We start from the raw sequence: 17,906 nt of genomic DNA, 5'->3' as shown, positions 1-17,906 counted from the left end.
TATGAAATACATCAGACGTATTCTACCCACACAACTTATCAAGCAAGACTTTATACTCGCCCTCAATGGCCACAGCTCGACCCAAAGCATTATCAAACAGCACATAAGTACCGTCCGTGTCCGCAATTAATTCACCTGTTTCAGCCAACGCAATTTCCTGGTGAATGACAAAGCTTTTATTACCTACACGAGTAATTTCTGTTGAGATCGCCAACTCTTCATGAATAACGGCAGCGCGACGATAGTTAATATTGATGTTCACCACCACCATTGCCAGCGCCTCGCCTGTGATTGCTTCAATCACCGCTTGCTCTTCAAAGAAACGCCAGCGAGCTTCTTCCAAAAACTCCAAGTAACGTGCGTTATTCACATGTCCGTAAACATCTAAGTGGTAACCACGAACACATAAGTTGGTAACATGACGCATAAAAAAGCCCCTTCACTTTCCACTCTAAGAAACGAAGGGGCTTACTATATAGGAAAGCGATTTTCAGCGTGAGCAAAATTTCACGTTAATCAACGGTCACCATCCAGTCTTCAAACAGCTCACGCTCTTGTTCTGAGGCCTCACGCCACCAGTAGCGTAAGTTCTGTAATGGAGAATAGAGTCCCGCCGCCTGATGCTTCCTATCCTCCAAGCCGTGTACTACCACTTCTGATTCCCCCGTCACACCGGCCTCAACATTGCTGATTAGCTGATTCATCGGCACATTCGACACTACACCATAGCGCGCAGGCTTAGACACGACCTTTTCACCTGTTGATTGTTTTACCAATTCAACCTTAAAATTTTTAGCAAAGGTTTTTGCGGCGTTTAAGGTATCAAACTTAGGCACCGAGATGGTGTAAACCTCACCGGCCTTCATCACCTGGCTTACCATGACAACATCTGAAGTTACGTTCTCATGGGAGTCCGAATCCAACTCCCAAATGGTATCGTATTCCAATACCAACTCATTCAGCCCAGGCAATAACTTTACTTGATAGGTTTTACCACGCACCAAAGGTAAGGCACGCTTGCGATTATTTACAGCAACAACATCAACCTCTTCAGGCAATACCACAGTTACTAGCTGATCATCAGCCTTCTTGTCCCCTTTGTAATAATGAAGAGGACCACCCGTTGTCACACACCCGGACAACACCAACGCACTCACACTAAGTAAAAATAAACGAATCATTCTTTACCTTCTCACCTGTCTGTTAGCCATTCGACTCAATCGTCAAAAATTCTGATGAGGGATACTATTAAACTTTTATGACCATCAGATGACACACCCTCCTCCCTAGCGAGTCAGTTGTGATACCATCCCGCCCCTGAAAACAGCAGCATATAAAAGGCAGAAACAATGAGCTTAGAGAATATTCGTATCGTGATGGATCAAACCTATCACCCGGGTAATATCGGTGCGGCCGCACGCGCCATGAAAAACATGGGTCTAAGCAATTTATATCTGATCAATCCAAGGTGCTTTCCTGATGAAGAAGCGACGTCTCGCGCCGCTGGAGCACTGGATATACTGGAAAGCGCCACTGTCGTTTCAAGTTTGGACGAAGCAATTTCCGACTGCTCTTTAGTCATTGGCACCAGTGCTCGCTCCAGAAGTTTTCCAAGGCCTGTGCTCAGTGCAAAAGAAACAGCCGCACAACTGGTCACCGAAGGCAGACAAGGCCCGGTAGCCTTACTCTTTGGACGTGAGCGTATGGGATTAGAAAGCAAGCAACTCGAACGCTGCCATTTTCACACCGAAATCCCAGCCAATCCGGACTATCCGATTCTCAACGTATCATCTGCCATTCAAATCCTGTGCTATGAAATTTGGCAATATGAAAACGGCGAACAACTCCGTGTAAAAGAAGCCTCAGAAGAAAATATTCTGTATCCAACACTGAAAGAAACCGAACTATTCCACCAGCATCTGGAAGAAACCTTACGAGATACCGGCTTTTTGAACGACATTCATCAAGGGGAAGCGATGAATCGTTTGATTCGTCTAGCCAACCGAGTTCGACCAGAACAAAAAGAATTGCGTATGCTGCGCGGCATTCTTAATTCGATCCAGGAAGTCGCAGGTAAGAAATAACAGCAGATATAACGAACAGGAAAAAGATAAGAGTAGAGATAGGGCTGTTAGCTACAGCCCTTTAGAAAGCGCAATGTCCAGCTCGCGATTCAAGGCATCATAACCATCTTGTTCAACCACCATGGTTTTGGCCATCTTATCGTGCCAGCCTTGCTTCTTTTTATCCCAAGCTACCCACAGAATCCCCAATCCCAGAGGCAACACGGCGACAAAATACCCTAGATAACGAATAATCCACTGGCTCAAGGTCGGTTTGCCACCCGTACGCGCATCAACAATTTCCATATCCAACAACATCTTGCCTGGCGTCGCGGAACACCATGACCAGAAAGCCACAACCGCAATCACAGGAAAGATATAATCCATAAAGTCATCAAAGATACCTTGTTCGGCAATACTTGCATCCACAAAGAACATGCGTCCATAGACCCACAAGAACGCAGAAAAACTAATCAACGATAAGATAAAGGTATCAACCAAGCTGGCCAGCGCTCGTCGCCAGAAGCCCACCGGTTCAAGATCGGTAATTGAATTTTGTTGACTATCCATAACAACTCCTACGGCCATTCCTTGATACTAAGGGTCTACTCTTGCGCAATGTCCAGCGACGGACAGTAAAAAGCATTCGCTTTCATAACCACACGAGAGACCAAGCCCTTTCTTGGTTGATTGCTGTATTGACGATGATCTGCCACGTAAACGTAGTTGGCTCCAATCTCATCCGCCTGATCAATTAAATCCTGTGTCGCCTCACGATTCAGCGCCAACGGTTCATCGCCAATGGATTCAATGCTCGCAATCGACGTAGCCACTAAATTACCTTTCGGCGCACACCCTTCTGGCGGCTCTTTCTTGTTGATCACCACCCCTTTGAACTCAAGCTCAGGGGCAGACATCATGACACACCCTGAAAGCAAGACAGATACAATCATTGCGACCAACCACTTCCCTGTTCCAGCGTGCATAGCGTGTCTCCTACATTTCCATCAATTCAACAATAATGGTTTTAATGATGAAGCCAAAAATACCCAACCCAAGTACCGTAAAAATGATAATAGTCCCGAATTTGCCTGCATTGGATTTTTTTGCCAAATCCCACATGATAAAAAACATAAAACCAATCAGCGCCGAAACACCAATGATCGTTGCGTAATGTTCTATTTGCTCAGCACTCATGGCCTTTCACTCCAGATTATCAGAGATAAAAAATATCGCGACATCATACCAAAGAGAATACAAAAGGCCATGACATTACCCGTGTCTCTGAGTTACACCTTTTTAATCTATCGCCTTAACGGGCAATGCTTTGGTAGCCCTGATAACGCCGTTGAATCTGACGCACATATTCGACGGGTTCACGTCCTCTAACATACCCAAACCGTGCATTTCGGTAATACTTCCGTTTGGACAACAACAGCATCGCTTTCTCAACACTGCCAAACCACTGATCCGGGTTCCAGCCTTTCTTTCTGGCTAAACGTCGGGCATCTTGAACATGACCATAACCTGCGTTGTACCCAGCCAAAGCGAACAACACTCGCTCCGCCGGCACTAACTGTTTAGGAAAACGATCCCGAACCCAATCCAGGTAGAAAACGCCAGCTCGAATATTCGCTTCAGGGTTATATAAATCATGAATACCTAATTCTTTGCCCGTCCTCGGCAACACCTGCATTAATCCCTTGGCCCCAACATGAGAACGCGCCTTAGGATTAAAGCGACTCTCTTGATACATTTGCGACACAATCATACGCCAATCAAAACGCTTATCTTTGGCTAGAGGACGAACGATGGAATCATAAGGCGACAACTGCCCGGAGATTTCTAGCGGATCTCGCCCGAGAAATTTCCCCCGCTCAGTGTCAAAGTACTTCTGCCAAGTAACATTAAAAAATAGCCCGCGATAGTGCTTTTTAATGTATTGATTCAGTTTAGCCAACAGTTCTTTATTATCTTTGCGCACCGCCCAGCCATGCCCTACATCAGCAGTAACCGACAAGTAGACCTGCAGATCCGGCCGATCCAGTAATTCTCTCGCCGCTAGGTGGTTATCCACAACCGTAAAGTCCACAATGCCGTCTGTCACCAAGCCCATTAAATCGGCCTCATCATTAATTTCGAGGTCATCCGGTGACACCAGTTGAAAATCAATACCCTGCTGCTTTAACGCCAACAAACCTTCACGATAAGAGGAGTTCGCCTCAACCATGACAGTGAAACCAGAGAGCTCTTCCAATGAAGTCAATTCGAGGCCTGAGCGCCCGATTAACACTTCATCAACCACATTATAAGGACGCGTGAATTCAACCCCCCGCGCTCGACGAGACGCCAACCGCGCCTGTGAAGACGCTATAAGGTCGCCTTTCCCCTGCAACAACAAATCGATCATGTCCTGACCATCGGCAACAATCACATCCAGATAAAGATCATGCCTATCCGCAAACTTCTTGATCAGATCGTACTCATAACCCATCAACTCACCCCGCCACATGAAGTAGGAATCGGAGCTGTTGCGAGTAATCATTCTTAATGTTCGACGTTCGACGATTTCAGACCAATCTCCAGTGTAATCCGACTGAACCTCGGCCAACTGATACTCATGAAGAAACTGGTTTAAGGCACTGAGCAAATTGGGAGATTCAGGATGAACCGCCCAGGCAATGTCTCTGGGATTACCAAGCGAGCCTAACACAGACAAATCAAGCCCAGTTAGCAACCACTCACCAACGTTTGAATCTACAACGGTTGCGGTGTAGCGCCCCGACAGCACATCATCCACCAGCGCTTGTGGACTGGCGTTTTTAGCTTTCTCAACGACATTCCAGCCGGGCTTAGCCACCTTATCTAAGGTTACTTTGAACGCCGACCCTTGCGGTACCACAATATTCGCTAACGCCAAATCGTGAACTTCCTTTAGTTCAGGATCAGGACGGACAACCAACCATTCCTCAATGTGTTCCACAGGAACGGTAAACAACAGCTGTTGACTGCGTTCTTTTGTGACCGTCATATTAGCCACTACCAGATCGCCCTCACCCGATAACAACTTCTCACTGAGCTGCGCAAAGCGGTCGACATAGATCCATTCAATCGTAAGATCGTGCTTGATCGCAAATTCCGTAATCATGGCGCGATAACGATTCGCCGGTGTTCCTTCGCGCGGCAAATAATCCAGCTGATCCCAATCGGGAGATAACACCCGAATCACGCCGGATTTATAGATATCAGACAAATCGCGCGGTTCACTCTTGGCTGTCGACGTTTTGGCAGAAGAAGCGTGATCGGTCGGTTCTTTGGTACACGCCACCAAAAACAGACTGAACAGCAAAATAGAAAGGTAAGAGAAAAGTGGCATATAGCACCTAAAGTCGTCCATTGAGTTTAGATGCTATGAATATAACCTAAATAAACGGCAAGCGCCGAGAAGTATATACAGAAGGCTGAGAATTCAGTCTTACGGATTTGAAGGACTACTTGGCGCACCGGGAATCGGGAAACTTGCAACGCTGCCGCCTTTGGCTTCCGATACCTTCCCCTTGCCTTCTTTCTCCACTTCATCGATTCGAATAATCGACTGCATCGGAATGTAACTGCGCTTAACCCCGGCAAACTCGCCTTTCAATTTTTCTTCGCTCGGATCGACCAACAGCTGAGAGCGTTCACCAAACAACAGCTCTTCAACTTCAAGAAACCCCCAAAGGTCACTTTGAAACAGCTTTCGCGCATAGATTTCAAATACTTGATCCTGATTGACGAAGATAACTTTGTAGACTGGGTTATTTTGCATGCTTGAGCCGCTATTCACTTCTAATGATTACCAAAACAAAGAACTATCAATGACGCAAAACCTCACCGATATCAAAGGGCGGCGAGTGTAGCATATTTTCAGACAGGATACTGACTGAATCACTAGGATTTATCAGTATCCTCAAGTACAATGTCGCGCCTGAATTTGCTGTGCGTTTTTTAATCACAGAAAGGCGCTCACCACTACTTTACGTTTCTGACTGAATTTCTTAGCAATAGGTAAATTTCATGGCCACTAAAAAGCTGTTTATTAAGACCCACGGATGCCAAATGAACGAGTACGACTCGTCACGGATGGCGGATCTCCTGGGCGAGAGCCACGAAATGGAACTGACCGACAATGAAAACGAAGCGGATGTGCTACTGCTAAACACCTGCTCGATTCGTGAAAAAGCTCAAGAAAAAGTCTTCCATCAGTTGGGTCGCTGGAAGAAATACAAGTCAGACAATCCAGATTTGATCATCGGTGTCGGCGGCTGTGTTGCCAGCCAAGAAGGTCACGCCATTCAAGAACGTGCGCCGTTTGTTGATATGATCTTCGGTCCACAGACACTGCATCGCTTGCCGGAAATGATCGAATCCACCAAAGACGGTGATGTGGGTATTGTAGACATCAGCTTCCCTGAAATTGAAAAATTTGATCACCTACCTGAACCGAAAGTAGAAGGTTGCACGGCGTTTGTTTCCATTATGGAAGGCTGTTCAAAGTACTGTACTTTCTGCGTGGTGCCTTACACTCGTGGTGAAGAAGTAAGCCGCCCGTTCGATGACGTCATTGCTGAAATTGCCAGCCTTGCAGATCAAGGTGTGCGTGAAGTTAACCTGCTAGGTCAGAATGTAAATGCCTACCAAGGTGAAATGCACGACGGCCGTATTGCGGATTTGGCGGAACTGATTACTTTCGTTGCGGCTATTGAAGGCATTGATCGCATTCGTTACACCACGTCACATCCGGTTGAGTTCAGCGAAAGCCTGATTAACGTGTACGCGGAAGTACCTGAATTAGTGAGTCATTTACACTTGCCAGTCCAAAGTGGTTCCGACCACATTTTGATGCAAATGAAGCGTGGCCACACCGCTCTGGAATATAAGTCCAAGATTCGTAAGCTGCGAAAGATTCGTCCGGACATCAGCTTGTCGTCCGACTTCATTATTGGCTTCCCGGGTGAATCTCAGTTCGACTTCGAACAAACCATGAAACTGATTGAAGAAGTGGGCTTCGACCACTCTTTCAGCTTCATCTATAGTGCCCGTCCAGGTACGCCGGCTTCAGACTTACCGGATGAAACATCTGAAGAAGAAAAGAAAAAGCGTCTGAAGATTCTTCAGGATCGTATTCTTCAAAACGCGCATCAGATCAGCCGTCGTATGGTTGGCACCACTCAAACCATCTTGGTAACGGATCTTTCCAAGAAAGACCCTGGTCAACTTCAAGGGCGCACCGAGAACAACCGCGTTGTGAACTTCCGTTCCGACGACCACAGCCTAATTGGGAAATTTGTGGATGTGAACATCTATGAAGCGCTGCCAAACTCACTACGCGGTGAGCTGATTCAACCGTGCAATCCTCGCTAGCCCGGTCTCTGGTTAACGACGTCAATATCGGTTACACCCTCACTGAACTTGGGTAAAGACTCCTCTTTACCCAAGCAGCACACGCCCAAGACACAAATTGAATCAAATTCTCCTAGTCATCCAAAATAGATAGCTTCTATAATTATCTATAACGCATCTTATTAATATTGATTCGAAATACTCCTAGAGGAGCCACTTTGAGCACGCAAACACGCAATCTTTCTCTTGAACCCGATAATGCCCATCATCTAGCCAACCTCTGCGGTGAGTTTGATCGCCACATTAAGCAAATCGAAAAACGCATGAGCGTTTCCATTCGAAACCGAGGCAATCAGTTTCAGGTTGCAGGCCCGGAGAAACCGGTTCATGCGGTATGTGAAATTCTCAACCATTTATATCGAGAAGCCCAAAGTGGTACGGACATTACCCCTGACCTGATTCATCTGTTCATTCAGGAAAGCGGTATGGACATGATTGAAAACGACAAACCTGTCCCTGCTTCAGACGTCATTAAAACACCCAAGGCTCACATTAAGCCGAGAGGTAAGAACCAAAAGCGCTATGTGGATGCGGTACGTAAACACGACATCAACTTCGGTATTGGCCCAGCAGGAACCGGTAAAACCTATCTTGCCGTTGCTTGTGCCGTAGAAGCCTTGATGAATGACGATGTCCGCCGAATTCTTTTGGTTCGACCTGCCGTTGAAGCCGGTGAAAAGTTAGGTTTCTTACCGGGTGATTTATCTCAAAAGATCGATCCATATCTTCGCCCTTTATACGATGCTCTTTATGAAATGCTGGGCTTCGAAAACGTTGAAAAACTGATTGAGAAAAACGTCATTGAAGTAGCACCTTTGGCGTATATGCGTGGCCGGACGCTGAACAACTCCTACATCATTCTGGATGAAAGTCAAAACACCACGCGCGAACAGATGAAGATGTTCCTGACGCGAATTGGCTTTGGTTCAACGGCAGTGATCACCGGTGACGTTACCCAGATCGACTTACCAAAAGGCTCAAGCTCCGGCCTGATTCACGTCATGAACGTACTTCAGGACGTTAAAGGCATTAGCTTCACTCAGTTCCTTTCCAAAGACGTCGTGCGTCACCCATTAGTTCAACGTGTGGTGGAAGCCTACGAGAAATTTGAGGTAGCTCAAGAGGCCAAAGAAAAGGCCGAAAAGGAACAGCGCAGAGCAGAACGAGAAGCGGCATTAAGAGCAAATGAGAGTACCGACTAATCATGGCTGAGCTAGACATTCAAATTGCTACCGAACAAGCCAACCTTCCCGATGCTGACGACTTCCAGTTATGGGCCGATAAAGCCCTTACTGGGCGCAAAGAAGACGCCGAACTCACCATTCGTATTGTCGACGAGGAAGAAAGCCAAACCTTGAATCATCAATATCGGGACAAGGATAAACCGACCAACGTTCTTTCTTTTCCGTTTGAAGCACCAGAAAACTTACCCGATTTCCCATTAATCGGAGATCTAGTCATCTGCGCCTCTGTCGTTGAACAAGAAGCACAAGAGCAAGGAAAGCCGTTAAAAAACCATTGGGCACACATGGTCATTCATGGCATTTTGCATCTTCTGGGCTACGACCATATTGATGATGAGGAAGCGGAAGAAATGGAATCTCTGGAAACCGATATTCTTTCTCAACTGGAAATTCCAGATCCTTATCAAGAAATATAATTAATCTAGTCTTGCCAAGGGATTCCCGATCAGGCTAGGATTCAAATTACCTTAATTCGTCACTAAAAAATAATGAACGAAGACCAACAAAACGACAGTCACAGTAGCAAGCCCTCGTGGCTTGAAAAGATTACTAAATCCTTTACTCAATCCTCCGAGCCGGAGTCGAGTCGAGACCTCAAGGAACTGCTTCGGGGGGCTCATGATCGAGGTCTCTGTGATGCTGAAGCGCTCTCCATCATGGAAGGCGCTCTTCAAGTAGGGGACATGCATGTTCGAGAGATCATGGTTCCTCGCTCCCAGATGATCTGTATTAAAGCAGCATTGCCACCTTCTGATATTTTGCCTGTGATTATTGAATCTCAGCACTCCCGCTTTCCTGTACTAGGAGAAGGCAATGACGAAGTGCTTGGGATCTTACTGGCGAAAGATTTCTTACCTTACTTGGCCAATGACAATCTCGATCGCTTTAATATTAAGGACATCTTGCGTCCGGTTAACTTTGTTCCGGAAAGCAAGCGCCTCAATACTCTACTGCGTGAATTCCGTACTGATCGTTATCACATGGCCATTGTGGTTGACGAATACGGCGGCCTTGCAGGCTTAGTAACTATTGAGGACGTGTTAGAACAGATCGTTGGTGACATTGAAGACGAAACCGACATTGAAGACGACGAAAGCAATATTCGCCCGATCGAAAACTCTGAAAGCTTCATGGTCAATGCGCTAACGGAAATCGTTGATTTCAATGAGTACTTCAACACCGACTTCAGTGATGACGAGTTTGACACCATCGGCGGCATTGTCACCAACGGTTTTGGTCACTTACCTGAGCGCGACGAGTCCATCATCATCAACGGCATGACCTTTAAGGTGTTGAATGCGGACAATCGTCAGATTCGCCTACTCGAAGTCATGATCGCAGATGAATTAGACCAAGAAGAATAATCCTTACAATTCAAGGTCTATCCACAGCAGGACGCCAGGTGATCAGTAAAGCCGTTAAAAAACTAACCTCTTCCCGAGTCAGTACAACTTTTACCAACCAATTGACTGATTCGGGAATGAATTTCGTTAAACTACTGGTCACCTTCCTTCTGGGCATACTCATTCCCTTCTCTTTTGCGCCCTTTGATTATTGGCCACTGGCCATTCTTTCTGTAGCACTATTCCAATGGCAACTTGATCAGGTTAACTCAGCTAAATCCGCCTTCAAGCTGGGCTGGAGTTATGGTTTTGGCGTGTTCTTAGCTGGAGCCTCTTGGGTATACGTTTCCATCCACGAGTACGGATACGCACCCATTCCGTTAGCTCTGATTATGACAGGCCTGTTTACTTTTTTACTGGGACTATTCTTTGCTCTTCAAGGCTATTGTTATAAACGGCTGGCGGTTTCTTCTCCTTTGCTAAATGCGTTGGTATTTGCAGCGACCTGGGTCCTATTTGAATGGATCCGAAGCTGGATGCTAACAGGCTTTCCATGGTTGTACCTCGGCTACGGACACATAAACTCTTGGCTATCTGGTTGGGCGCCTGTCTTCGGGGTGTTTGGTGTTAGCTTAGTCGCGGCCTTAACCGCCAGCGCTTTAAAGTTTGTAATCAGCCAACAAAGTTGTGGCAAGTACGCCTATTTTATTGCAGCCACCTTATTGCTTTGGCCCCTTGGATTCTTATTCGCTCAGATCAACTGGACAGAAGCGCAACGAGAAGTGTCCGTTACTCTAATGCAAGGGAATATTCCGCAGGAGAAGAAATGGCAAAAAGAATATCGCCCTGTCAGCCTTAGCACCTACCGTCAGCTCAACCGTAATGTCGACAGCGATTTAATCATCTGGCCTGAAACCGCCATCCCCTACTTCAAACACCAAGTCAGTGACTGGTTAGCGGAAACTGAACGACAGCTAAAACCACATCAGGGGTTAATAACCGGGCTTCCTTATTACGACCCTAACTCACCCGCCGAAACGCCGGTGTTACATAACAGCATCATTGGTCTTGGTTCAGCCTCCGGCCAATACCATAAACAAAAGTTAGTACCCTTTGGCGAGTATGTGCCACTACAAGATATTCTCAGAGGCTTGATTCAATTCTTTAATCTTCCTATGTCCAACTTCCGCCCTGGACCATCAGAGCAGCCCCCGTTGAAGCTCCAAGGTATGAATTTACTACCAGCCATCTGTTATGAAATTGCCTACCCTGAATTCATCGCCAGTAACATGCAATTTGAAGATCAACAGCAAGATCTCATCATTACCATCAGCAACGATGCCTGGTTTGGTGACTCGATTGGGCCAAAGCAACACCTCCAAATTGCACAGATGCGAGCTTTGGAAAACAGCCGATACGTATTGCGAGCGACCAATACAGGCTTGACTGCAGTGATTGATGAAAAGGGCATAATTACCTACTCGATGCCTGATTTTGTATCTGGCGGACTAAACGCTACAGCCACAACTCATCAAGGACTAACACCTTACAGCCAATGGCTTAACTATCCCTTATTAGTGCTTATCGTACTTATCTTGGTAGGAATTAATCTGTTTCCTATTATTTTCTCAGCTTCTAAGCCTACGAACTGAGCATCACCTATAGTCTTCAAACCCCCAGATGAGTTAGACTTAGACTCTTTTTTCTATGTCACCAACCTTACTGATCGGGAACACGATGGAAGAGCAATACAACCCTCATAAAATCGAGTCGGAAGCACAATCATTCTGGGAAAAAAACGAATGTTTCAAAGCGGTTCATGACGCCAGTAAAGAAAAATTTTACTGCCTGTCAATGTTCCCTTATCCAAGCGGTCGACTCCACATGGGCCACGTGCGTAACTACACCATCGGAGATGTAGTCTCCCGCTATCAGAGAATGCTTGGTAAGAACGTGCTGCAACCTATGGGTTGGGATGCATTTGGTTTACCTGCTGAAAACGCTGCCATCAAACACGGCGTTGCGCCAGCTAAATGGACTTACGAAAACGTCGACTACATGAAAGGCCAACTTAAGCGCCTTGGTTTTGGTTATGACTGGGATCGTGAAGTCGCTACCTGCCGACCGGAATACTACAAGTGGGAACAATGGTTCTTCACTGAGTTATATAAAAAGGGCTTAGTTTATAAAAAGACATCTGCCGTGAACTGGTGCCCGAACGACCAAACGGTACTCGCAAACGAACAGGTGATCGAAGGCTGTTGCTGGCGTTGTGATACCGTTGTGGAGAAAAAAGAAATTCCACAATGGTTCGTAAAAATTACCGATTATGCTGAAGAATTATTAAACGACCTTGATCAATTAGACGGCTGGCCGGATCAGGTTAAGGCGATGCAACGCAACTGGATTGGTCGCTCTGAAGGTGTCGAAATGACCTTCGGCGTAAAAGACAGTGATCAAACCATCGACATTTACACCACACGTCCTGACACGGTCATGGGTGTGACTTACGTTGCCGTGGCAGCACAACATCCGCTTGCTCTAGAAGCAGCAAAAGACAATCAGACCTTGGCTGCATTCATCGAAGAATGTAAAGCTCAAACCACCGCCGAAGCCGACATGGCAACGATGGAGAAAAAAGGCGTTGCAACGGGCATTACCGCAATCCACCCGATCACAGGTGAAGAAGTACCTGTATGGGCTGCAAACTTTGTGTTGATGGATTATGGTTCTGGTGCCGTGATGTCGGTACCTGGTCACGATCAGCGCGATTACGAGTTTGCCAAAGCCTATGGTTTAGAGATCAAACAAGTGATCACCGCAACCGACGGCTCAAACGTAAGCCTGGACGAAGAAGCCTATACCGAAAAAGGCACCTTAATTAATTCTGGCCAATTCGATGGTTTGGATTTCCAAAACGCCTTCGATCAAATTGCTGCATTTCTTGAGTCTCAAGGCAAAGGCAACAAAACCGTTAACTATCGTCTTCGCGACTGGGGTGTAAGCCGTCAACGTTACTGGGGATCTCCAATCCCAATGATGTATGACGAGCAAGGCAACGAAATCCCGGTACCGTTGGATCAACTGCCGGTTAAACTGCCGGAAGATGTTGAAATGGATGGCGTTCAGTCTCCAATTAAAGCTGATCCTGAGTGGGCAAAAACAGAATACAACGGTGCTCCGGCATTCCGTGAAACTGATACCTTCGATACCTTTATGGAATCGTCTTGGTATTACGCCCGCTACTGCTCTGCTACGAATAATGAGCAGATGCTGGACGAAGAAGCCAACTATTGGTTACCAGTAGATCAGTACATTGGAGGGATCGAACACGCCATTCTTCACCTATTGTATGCTCGTTTCTTCCATAAGCTGCTTCGCGATTCAGGTATGGTGGATTCAGATGAGCCATTTAAGCGTCTACTTTGCCAAGGTATGGTGAATAAAGATGGTTCAAAAATGTCCAAATCAAAGGGCAACACCGTCGATCCACAGGAGATGATTGAACAGTACGGTGCAGATACCGTTCGTCTGTTCATGATGTTTACTGCACCACCTGAGCAAACGTTGGAGTGGAATGACGCTGGCGTTGAAGGCGCACATAGATTTATTAAACGTCTCTGGAAAGCAGTACAGGGTCATGTGCAAGCAGGTGAAGCAGCTAAGCTGGATACCTCATCACTAACTAAAGAACAGCAGGATCTACGTCGTAAAACTCATGAAACCATCCAAAAGGTAACGGATGACATGGGGCGCCGTCAGACCTTCAATACTGCAATCGCTGCCGTCATGGAACTGGCGAATGCTATTGGCCGTTTCGATGTCATTAATGATCAAGATAAAGCCTGCGTTCAGGAAGCGCTAGAAGCTTCCATCCTATTACTTTCCCCAATTATCCCTCATGTTACCCATGAAATGTGGCAAGCACTTGGTCATGAATCATCAGTAATGGAAGAAGCCTGGCCTGAATTTGATGAATCAGCGCTGGTAAAATCTGTGATTGAAGTGGTCGTCCAAGTAAACGGAAAAGTTCGCGCTAAGATTGAAGTCGCACCGGATGCAACGAAAGAGGATGTAGAAGCGCTTGCATTAGCTGATGAACATGTCCTGAAGTTTACCGACGGAAAAACCATTCGCAAGGTAATTGTTGTTCCAGGTAAACTCGTTAACATCGTTGCCAACTAAAGCTTATCATCCGGAACGCACTCTCTGCGTTCCGGATGCTTTCCTTCAAGGCCACAACAACGCTATGACTCTATCTAATCATTTCAAAGTTCTTTTCGTCCTTGCCTGCACATTGCTTATTTCAAGCTGTGGCTGGCAACTACGAGGCTATCACAACGCCACGCTGAACATCACAAGCATCGCTTTGGATACAGAACAAATAAACAACCCTATGTTTATCAAAGTATTTAAAGATACCCTTGCCAGTGAATATAAAATCAGTATCAATTCTGAATCAGCAGTGAAAGCAAAAATCACCCGAGTATCAGAAAGAAGACGCGTCTCTTCTAAAGACCGAGATGGTGATACCTCTGAATTCGAACACACAATTACTTTATCAGTAACAACGGAATTGGAAGAAAAGGCTGAGCCTTTAAGCCAGAACTTTATTTCAATTGGCCGTCAAAGCTATGATGAAGACAACTTATTGTCCTCGGATATGCAAGAGCGAGCTACAAAAATGGCGGCTTACCAAGAATTAACTCGTCAATACGCCAGCTATTTGTCGAGACAACTCCTCGATACTCAGGCCAGCAAATAACCCATGGAAGTTAAAGCGCCTCAACTACCAAAACAGTTATCTAAAGGCTTACATCCCATTTATCTTATTCATGGGGATGAAACCCTAATAGTTGAGGAGGCTTTGGACAACATACGTGCTGCTGCCAAGAAAGCAGGCCACTCTGAACGTATTGTGTTTGATGTTGAAACGGGTTTCAGCTGGAGTGACTTCTCAGCAGAAGCTCAAGCATTATCGCTGTTCTCAGATAAGAAAGTTATTGAACTACGTCTACCTAACGCACGCATTACAGATAAAGGTAAAGCCATCGTTGAGTTTTGTGACTCAGCCGACGGCGACACTGTTGTTATTATTCGAGCACCTAAACTGGATAAAAACACACAGAAGCAAGCTTGGTATAAAGCCGTTGAGAAGAGTGGCATTACCACCACCATATGGCCTCTTAAAACACGAGAAGTCGAAGAGTGGTCTGCTAGCTATGCGAGAAAACAAGGTAAGTCTATTGAGTACAATGCCCTTCAGCTGTTGCTGGAAAAAACCGAAGGCAATTTACTCGCTACAAAACAGGAACTCGATAAATTAAGCCTAGCGATTGACGAGTCTCAAATTACTCTCGAGGCCCTTGTAAACTCTATTGCCGATAGCGCTCGTTATACCATCTTTGATCTCAGTGACAACTGTTTAAAAGGAGACTTACCCGCAGTCTCTTCTATCTTTAATCACTTAAAAGCAGAAGGCGCTGAACTGTTATCTTTAAGCGGCATGATCACTAAAGAAATCCGAACGCTCAATACTCTGATCAATTACAGCCAATCCAGCTCTATTGAGCTCGCTTTTCAAAAAGCTAAGGTGTGGAAAAATAAACAAGGCTTATATCGGACAGCATTACAACGACTCGATAAAACTAAGCTCGAAAATCTCCTGAAAGCAGCGCACAGTTTGGATATGTCAGTAAAAGGAATGTCTGATGAAGTACCCTGGCAACTTTTCTATGAAATATGTTTAGCGCTCGCAGGCAATCAACAATTCAGAATGCGTAAAACGGCTTAACAGCCTATTCAAACGTTCGGACTAATTTCACTTTAGAGGTGATTTCTTCAGCCCCATCTTAGTGAACTTGAAGCGACAAGCTTTTGAATAGTCTTGCAGCGTCGTATTAAACTTCCCAAACTTAAATTGTATTCCAGGAAAACATTCACCGTATACAGAGACGGAGACCTGCATTACTAACTCTTTATACTGCTGGCTTAACGTTTCATACTGCTCCTTGAGTTCTTGAGCCTCATTACGAATTCTGGCAATCACCTGCGTGAAATGATCTATCTTTTTCTGGTCGCCCTTCTGCTCATTTTTTTCGAGCTGCACAGTACAACGCGCCAAACTGTCTTGTTTCTCAAGCAACGTATTTTTAATTTCTTCCAACTCTTCTTTTAAACGAGCCACATCGGTTCCTAACTCAATATCTGCCGGCACATATGAATCCGAACCTAAGATACCTACACTAACAGATCTACGAACTTTATATTGACCACCCACCAATTTAGCTTTTCTCTTAGTTGGTCCACCAACGACAAGCTCTTCGCACTCCTTAACCAGACAGCTAAGCATTTGGTCTTTAACTGTGATTTTCCCACCCGTCTTGATCGAAACAAATTGTAGGTAACTGGCTTCAATATCTCCTTTAGCATCTACAATGGCATTGTAAGAGGACTCTTGGCCATATCCATCCTCAGACTCTACTTTGCGACCTAAAATACCCTGTTTAACAAGGATATTACCGCCTGCAATCAAAGTGGCTGATTCAACCAGATCTCGCACATGAATATCACCTGTTACCTCAACCTTCAAACCATCACGAACGGGGCCCTTAATCATGACAGTACCATCAAACTTAATATGACCAGTGGTAAGATCGACCGTTTCCAACACTAGAATGTCATCCACACGAATAACATCACGGGATCTCATTGGGACACCAGAACGCGTCGCTAAAAGCTGATTTGGATTGTCTTCGGAAACCTCAACGCCTTCGGCAACAGAAAATGGAAGATTAGGAGGTGCAATTGAAAAAATAGGTTCGCCATAAACATTAATGCCATCATCACTTTTACGCGCAGGTATCCGCTCCATTACCACATCACCGGGAGAAACTGTTTCGATATCCCCCATATCGTACATGTCAATGGTACCATCCTCTCTCTGAACCGGCTTAAGTTCCCGATCCTGAAACGGAGTTACCGCCCATTTAAACTCACAGGCAATACCTTTTTTAGCCGCCTGCCCCTTAGCAACAACAACAGTAGTTTGTGCTCCTGGGGTTAACGAATTTGCTTGAGAACAATACTCTCTGATAGCCGGAAGCTGAATTCCTTCCTTAATCCCTTGTTTTCTGAGATAAGCAAGAATCAACTTTTCATTTGGATTATTACCACCAAACGCAGCAGTGATAACTAAAGAAGCAGTAAGACGATCACCTGAAACTTCAAGGTGTAGTGTTGCACTTTTCCGGTCAGCGATCTTATAGCGCATAACCTCAGCAGAGTTAGGAGTTGCATCCTGTTTTTGTTTGAAGTCAGCTAAAACTTGAGCAATCAAGTCTTCACGATATAAGCAATCTTTGAATTTACAAGACTGGAACTCTGTTTGAATAGAAGTTTGTGAAGGACAGCTATCTGATAGAGATAACACGAGCTCAACCGACTTTTGATCTTCCGCTAACTCAAACGATAGTTGCTCAGAACTGACATCATCTTCCACTAGACTCTCCAATCTATATCTATCCATCGATTAGTAACGCAACCTAAGAAAGTACTTTAGCTTAAATCATCAAGTTATTCCTAGAATTCACCGGATAAAAGGCTCCATTTATAACTTAACGGCAAAAATCCAACTATCTTAATCCTATCAGGTTTTATTCCATTACTAATAGAAAAGTACGTCGTAAAAAACCGATAGCATAAGAAAAAATGAGAGAGTTAAATTAACAGGACGTTAGTGCAGGGAATTTTCAAGCCTCAGCCGTATTGTTCCGCTCGAAGTCTTGGTGTTGGATATTTTCCAGACATAAAAA

17 protein-coding genes are annotated in these 17,906 nt (G+C 45.4%); 9 read left to right on the top strand and 8 right to left on the bottom strand.

Annotation, left to right across the window (positions count from 1 at the left end):
- Positions 1-22: 22 nt before the first annotated feature.
- On the bottom strand, positions 23-427 hold the full coding sequence (locus ACFOEK_RS14015; protein ID WP_386722000.1) for an acyl-CoA thioesterase: 405 nt from the start codon (positions 425-427) through the stop codon (positions 23-25).
- A gap of 85 nt (positions 428-512) precedes the next feature.
- Positions 513-1,181, bottom strand: a complete 669-nt coding sequence (locus ACFOEK_RS14010) for a DUF2057 family protein (protein WP_386721998.1) — start codon at positions 1,179-1,181, stop codon at positions 513-515.
- A 168-nt stretch (positions 1,182-1,349) separates the two neighbouring features.
- Between ACFOEK_RS14010 and trmJ the strand changes: the two genes are divergently transcribed.
- Positions 1,350-2,084 carry a tRNA (cytosine(32)/uridine(32)-2'-O)-methyltransferase TrmJ gene (gene trmJ, locus ACFOEK_RS14005; protein ID WP_386721996.1) on the top strand — a complete coding sequence of 245 codons (735 nt, stop codon included), beginning with the start codon at positions 1,350-1,352 and terminating at the stop codon, positions 2,082-2,084.
- A 51-nt stretch (positions 2,085-2,135) separates the two neighbouring features.
- Here the strand turns inward: trmJ and ACFOEK_RS14000 are convergent, their stop codons facing one another.
- The 5 genes from ACFOEK_RS14000 to ACFOEK_RS13980 all read right to left on the bottom strand — a co-directional run bounded on the left by ACFOEK_RS14000 (position 2,136) and on the right by ACFOEK_RS13980 (position 5,871).
- Positions 2,136-2,633 carry an RDD family protein gene (locus tag ACFOEK_RS14000; protein ID WP_386721995.1) on the bottom strand — a complete coding sequence of 166 codons (498 nt, stop codon included), beginning with the start codon at positions 2,631-2,633 and terminating at the stop codon, positions 2,136-2,138.
- A gap of 35 nt (positions 2,634-2,668) precedes the next feature.
- A complete protein-coding gene (locus tag ACFOEK_RS13995) occupies positions 2,669-3,049 on the bottom strand; it encodes a DUF4156 domain-containing protein (RefSeq protein WP_386721993.1) in 381 nt (126 codons plus the stop codon).
- A gap of 10 nt (positions 3,050-3,059) precedes the next feature.
- Positions 3,060-3,260: a DUF2788 domain-containing protein gene (locus ACFOEK_RS13990; RefSeq protein ID WP_386721991.1), complete on the bottom strand. Its 201-nt coding sequence runs from the start codon at positions 3,258-3,260 to the stop codon at positions 3,060-3,062.
- A 115-nt stretch (positions 3,261-3,375) separates the two neighbouring features.
- Positions 3,376-5,439, bottom strand: a complete 2,064-nt coding sequence (locus ACFOEK_RS13985) for an MltF family protein (protein WP_386721989.1) — start codon at positions 5,437-5,439, stop codon at positions 3,376-3,378.
- A 99-nt stretch (positions 5,440-5,538) separates the two neighbouring features.
- On the bottom strand, positions 5,539-5,871 hold the full coding sequence (locus tag ACFOEK_RS13980) for a DUF1820 family protein (RefSeq protein WP_386721987.1): 333 nt from the start codon (positions 5,869-5,871) through the stop codon (positions 5,539-5,541).
- A 248-nt stretch (positions 5,872-6,119) separates the two neighbouring features.
- Between ACFOEK_RS13980 and miaB the strand changes: the two genes are divergently transcribed.
- The 8 genes from miaB (at position 6,120) to holA (ending at position 15,886) form a co-directional block, all read left to right on the top strand.
- A complete protein-coding gene (gene miaB / locus ACFOEK_RS13975; protein ID WP_386721985.1) occupies positions 6,120-7,466 on the top strand; it encodes a tRNA (N6-isopentenyl adenosine(37)-C2)-methylthiotransferase MiaB in 1,347 nt (448 codons plus the stop codon).
- Positions 7,467-7,633: 167 nt separating this feature from the next.
- Positions 7,634-8,707 carry a PhoH family protein gene (locus ACFOEK_RS13970; RefSeq protein WP_386721983.1) on the top strand — a complete coding sequence of 358 codons (1,074 nt, stop codon included), beginning with the start codon at positions 7,634-7,636 and terminating at the stop codon, positions 8,705-8,707.
- Positions 8,708-8,709: 2 nt separating this feature from the next.
- Complete coding sequence (gene ybeY, locus ACFOEK_RS13965) at positions 8,710-9,165, top strand: rRNA maturation RNase YbeY (RefSeq protein WP_386721981.1); 456 nt, start codon at positions 8,710-8,712, stop codon at positions 9,163-9,165.
- A gap of 72 nt (positions 9,166-9,237) precedes the next feature.
- Positions 9,238-10,113: an HlyC/CorC family transporter gene (locus tag ACFOEK_RS13960; RefSeq protein WP_386721979.1), complete on the top strand. Its 876-nt coding sequence runs from the start codon at positions 9,238-9,240 to the stop codon at positions 10,111-10,113.
- Between the two features lie 38 nt (positions 10,114-10,151).
- Positions 10,152-11,744, top strand: a complete 1,593-nt coding sequence (gene lnt / locus ACFOEK_RS13955; protein WP_386721978.1) for an apolipoprotein N-acyltransferase — start codon at positions 10,152-10,154, stop codon at positions 11,742-11,744.
- Between the two features lie 85 nt (positions 11,745-11,829).
- Positions 11,830-14,277, top strand: coding sequence for a leucine--tRNA ligase (gene leuS, locus ACFOEK_RS13950; protein ID WP_386722352.1), 2,448 nt, complete (start codon positions 11,830-11,832; stop codon positions 14,275-14,277).
- Positions 14,278-14,341: 64 nt separating this feature from the next.
- On the top strand, positions 14,342-14,857 hold the full coding sequence (locus ACFOEK_RS13945; protein WP_386721976.1) for an LPS-assembly lipoprotein LptE: 516 nt from the start codon (positions 14,342-14,344) through the stop codon (positions 14,855-14,857).
- Positions 14,858-14,860: 3 nt separating this feature from the next.
- Positions 14,861-15,886 (top strand): DNA polymerase III subunit delta, encoded by a 1,026-nt coding sequence (gene holA / locus ACFOEK_RS13940; RefSeq protein ID WP_386721974.1) that lies wholly within the window; start codon positions 14,861-14,863, stop codon positions 15,884-15,886.
- A gap of 27 nt (positions 15,887-15,913) precedes the next feature.
- Here the strand turns inward: holA and ACFOEK_RS13935 are convergent, their stop codons facing one another.
- Positions 15,914-17,593 (bottom strand): DUF342 domain-containing protein, encoded by a 1,680-nt coding sequence (locus tag ACFOEK_RS13935; protein ID WP_386721972.1) that lies wholly within the window; start codon positions 17,591-17,593, stop codon positions 15,914-15,916.
- Between the last annotated feature and the right edge of the window lie 313 nt (positions 17,594-17,906).

The sequence above is a fragment of the Litoribrevibacter euphylliae genome, from assembly GCF_042646085.1.
GTDB lineage: Bacteria > Pseudomonadota > Gammaproteobacteria > Pseudomonadales > Litoribrevibacteraceae > Litoribrevibacter > Litoribrevibacter euphylliae.
Note: the sequence above shows the minus strand (reverse complement) of the source record. Positions and strands in the feature narration are given on the sequence as shown.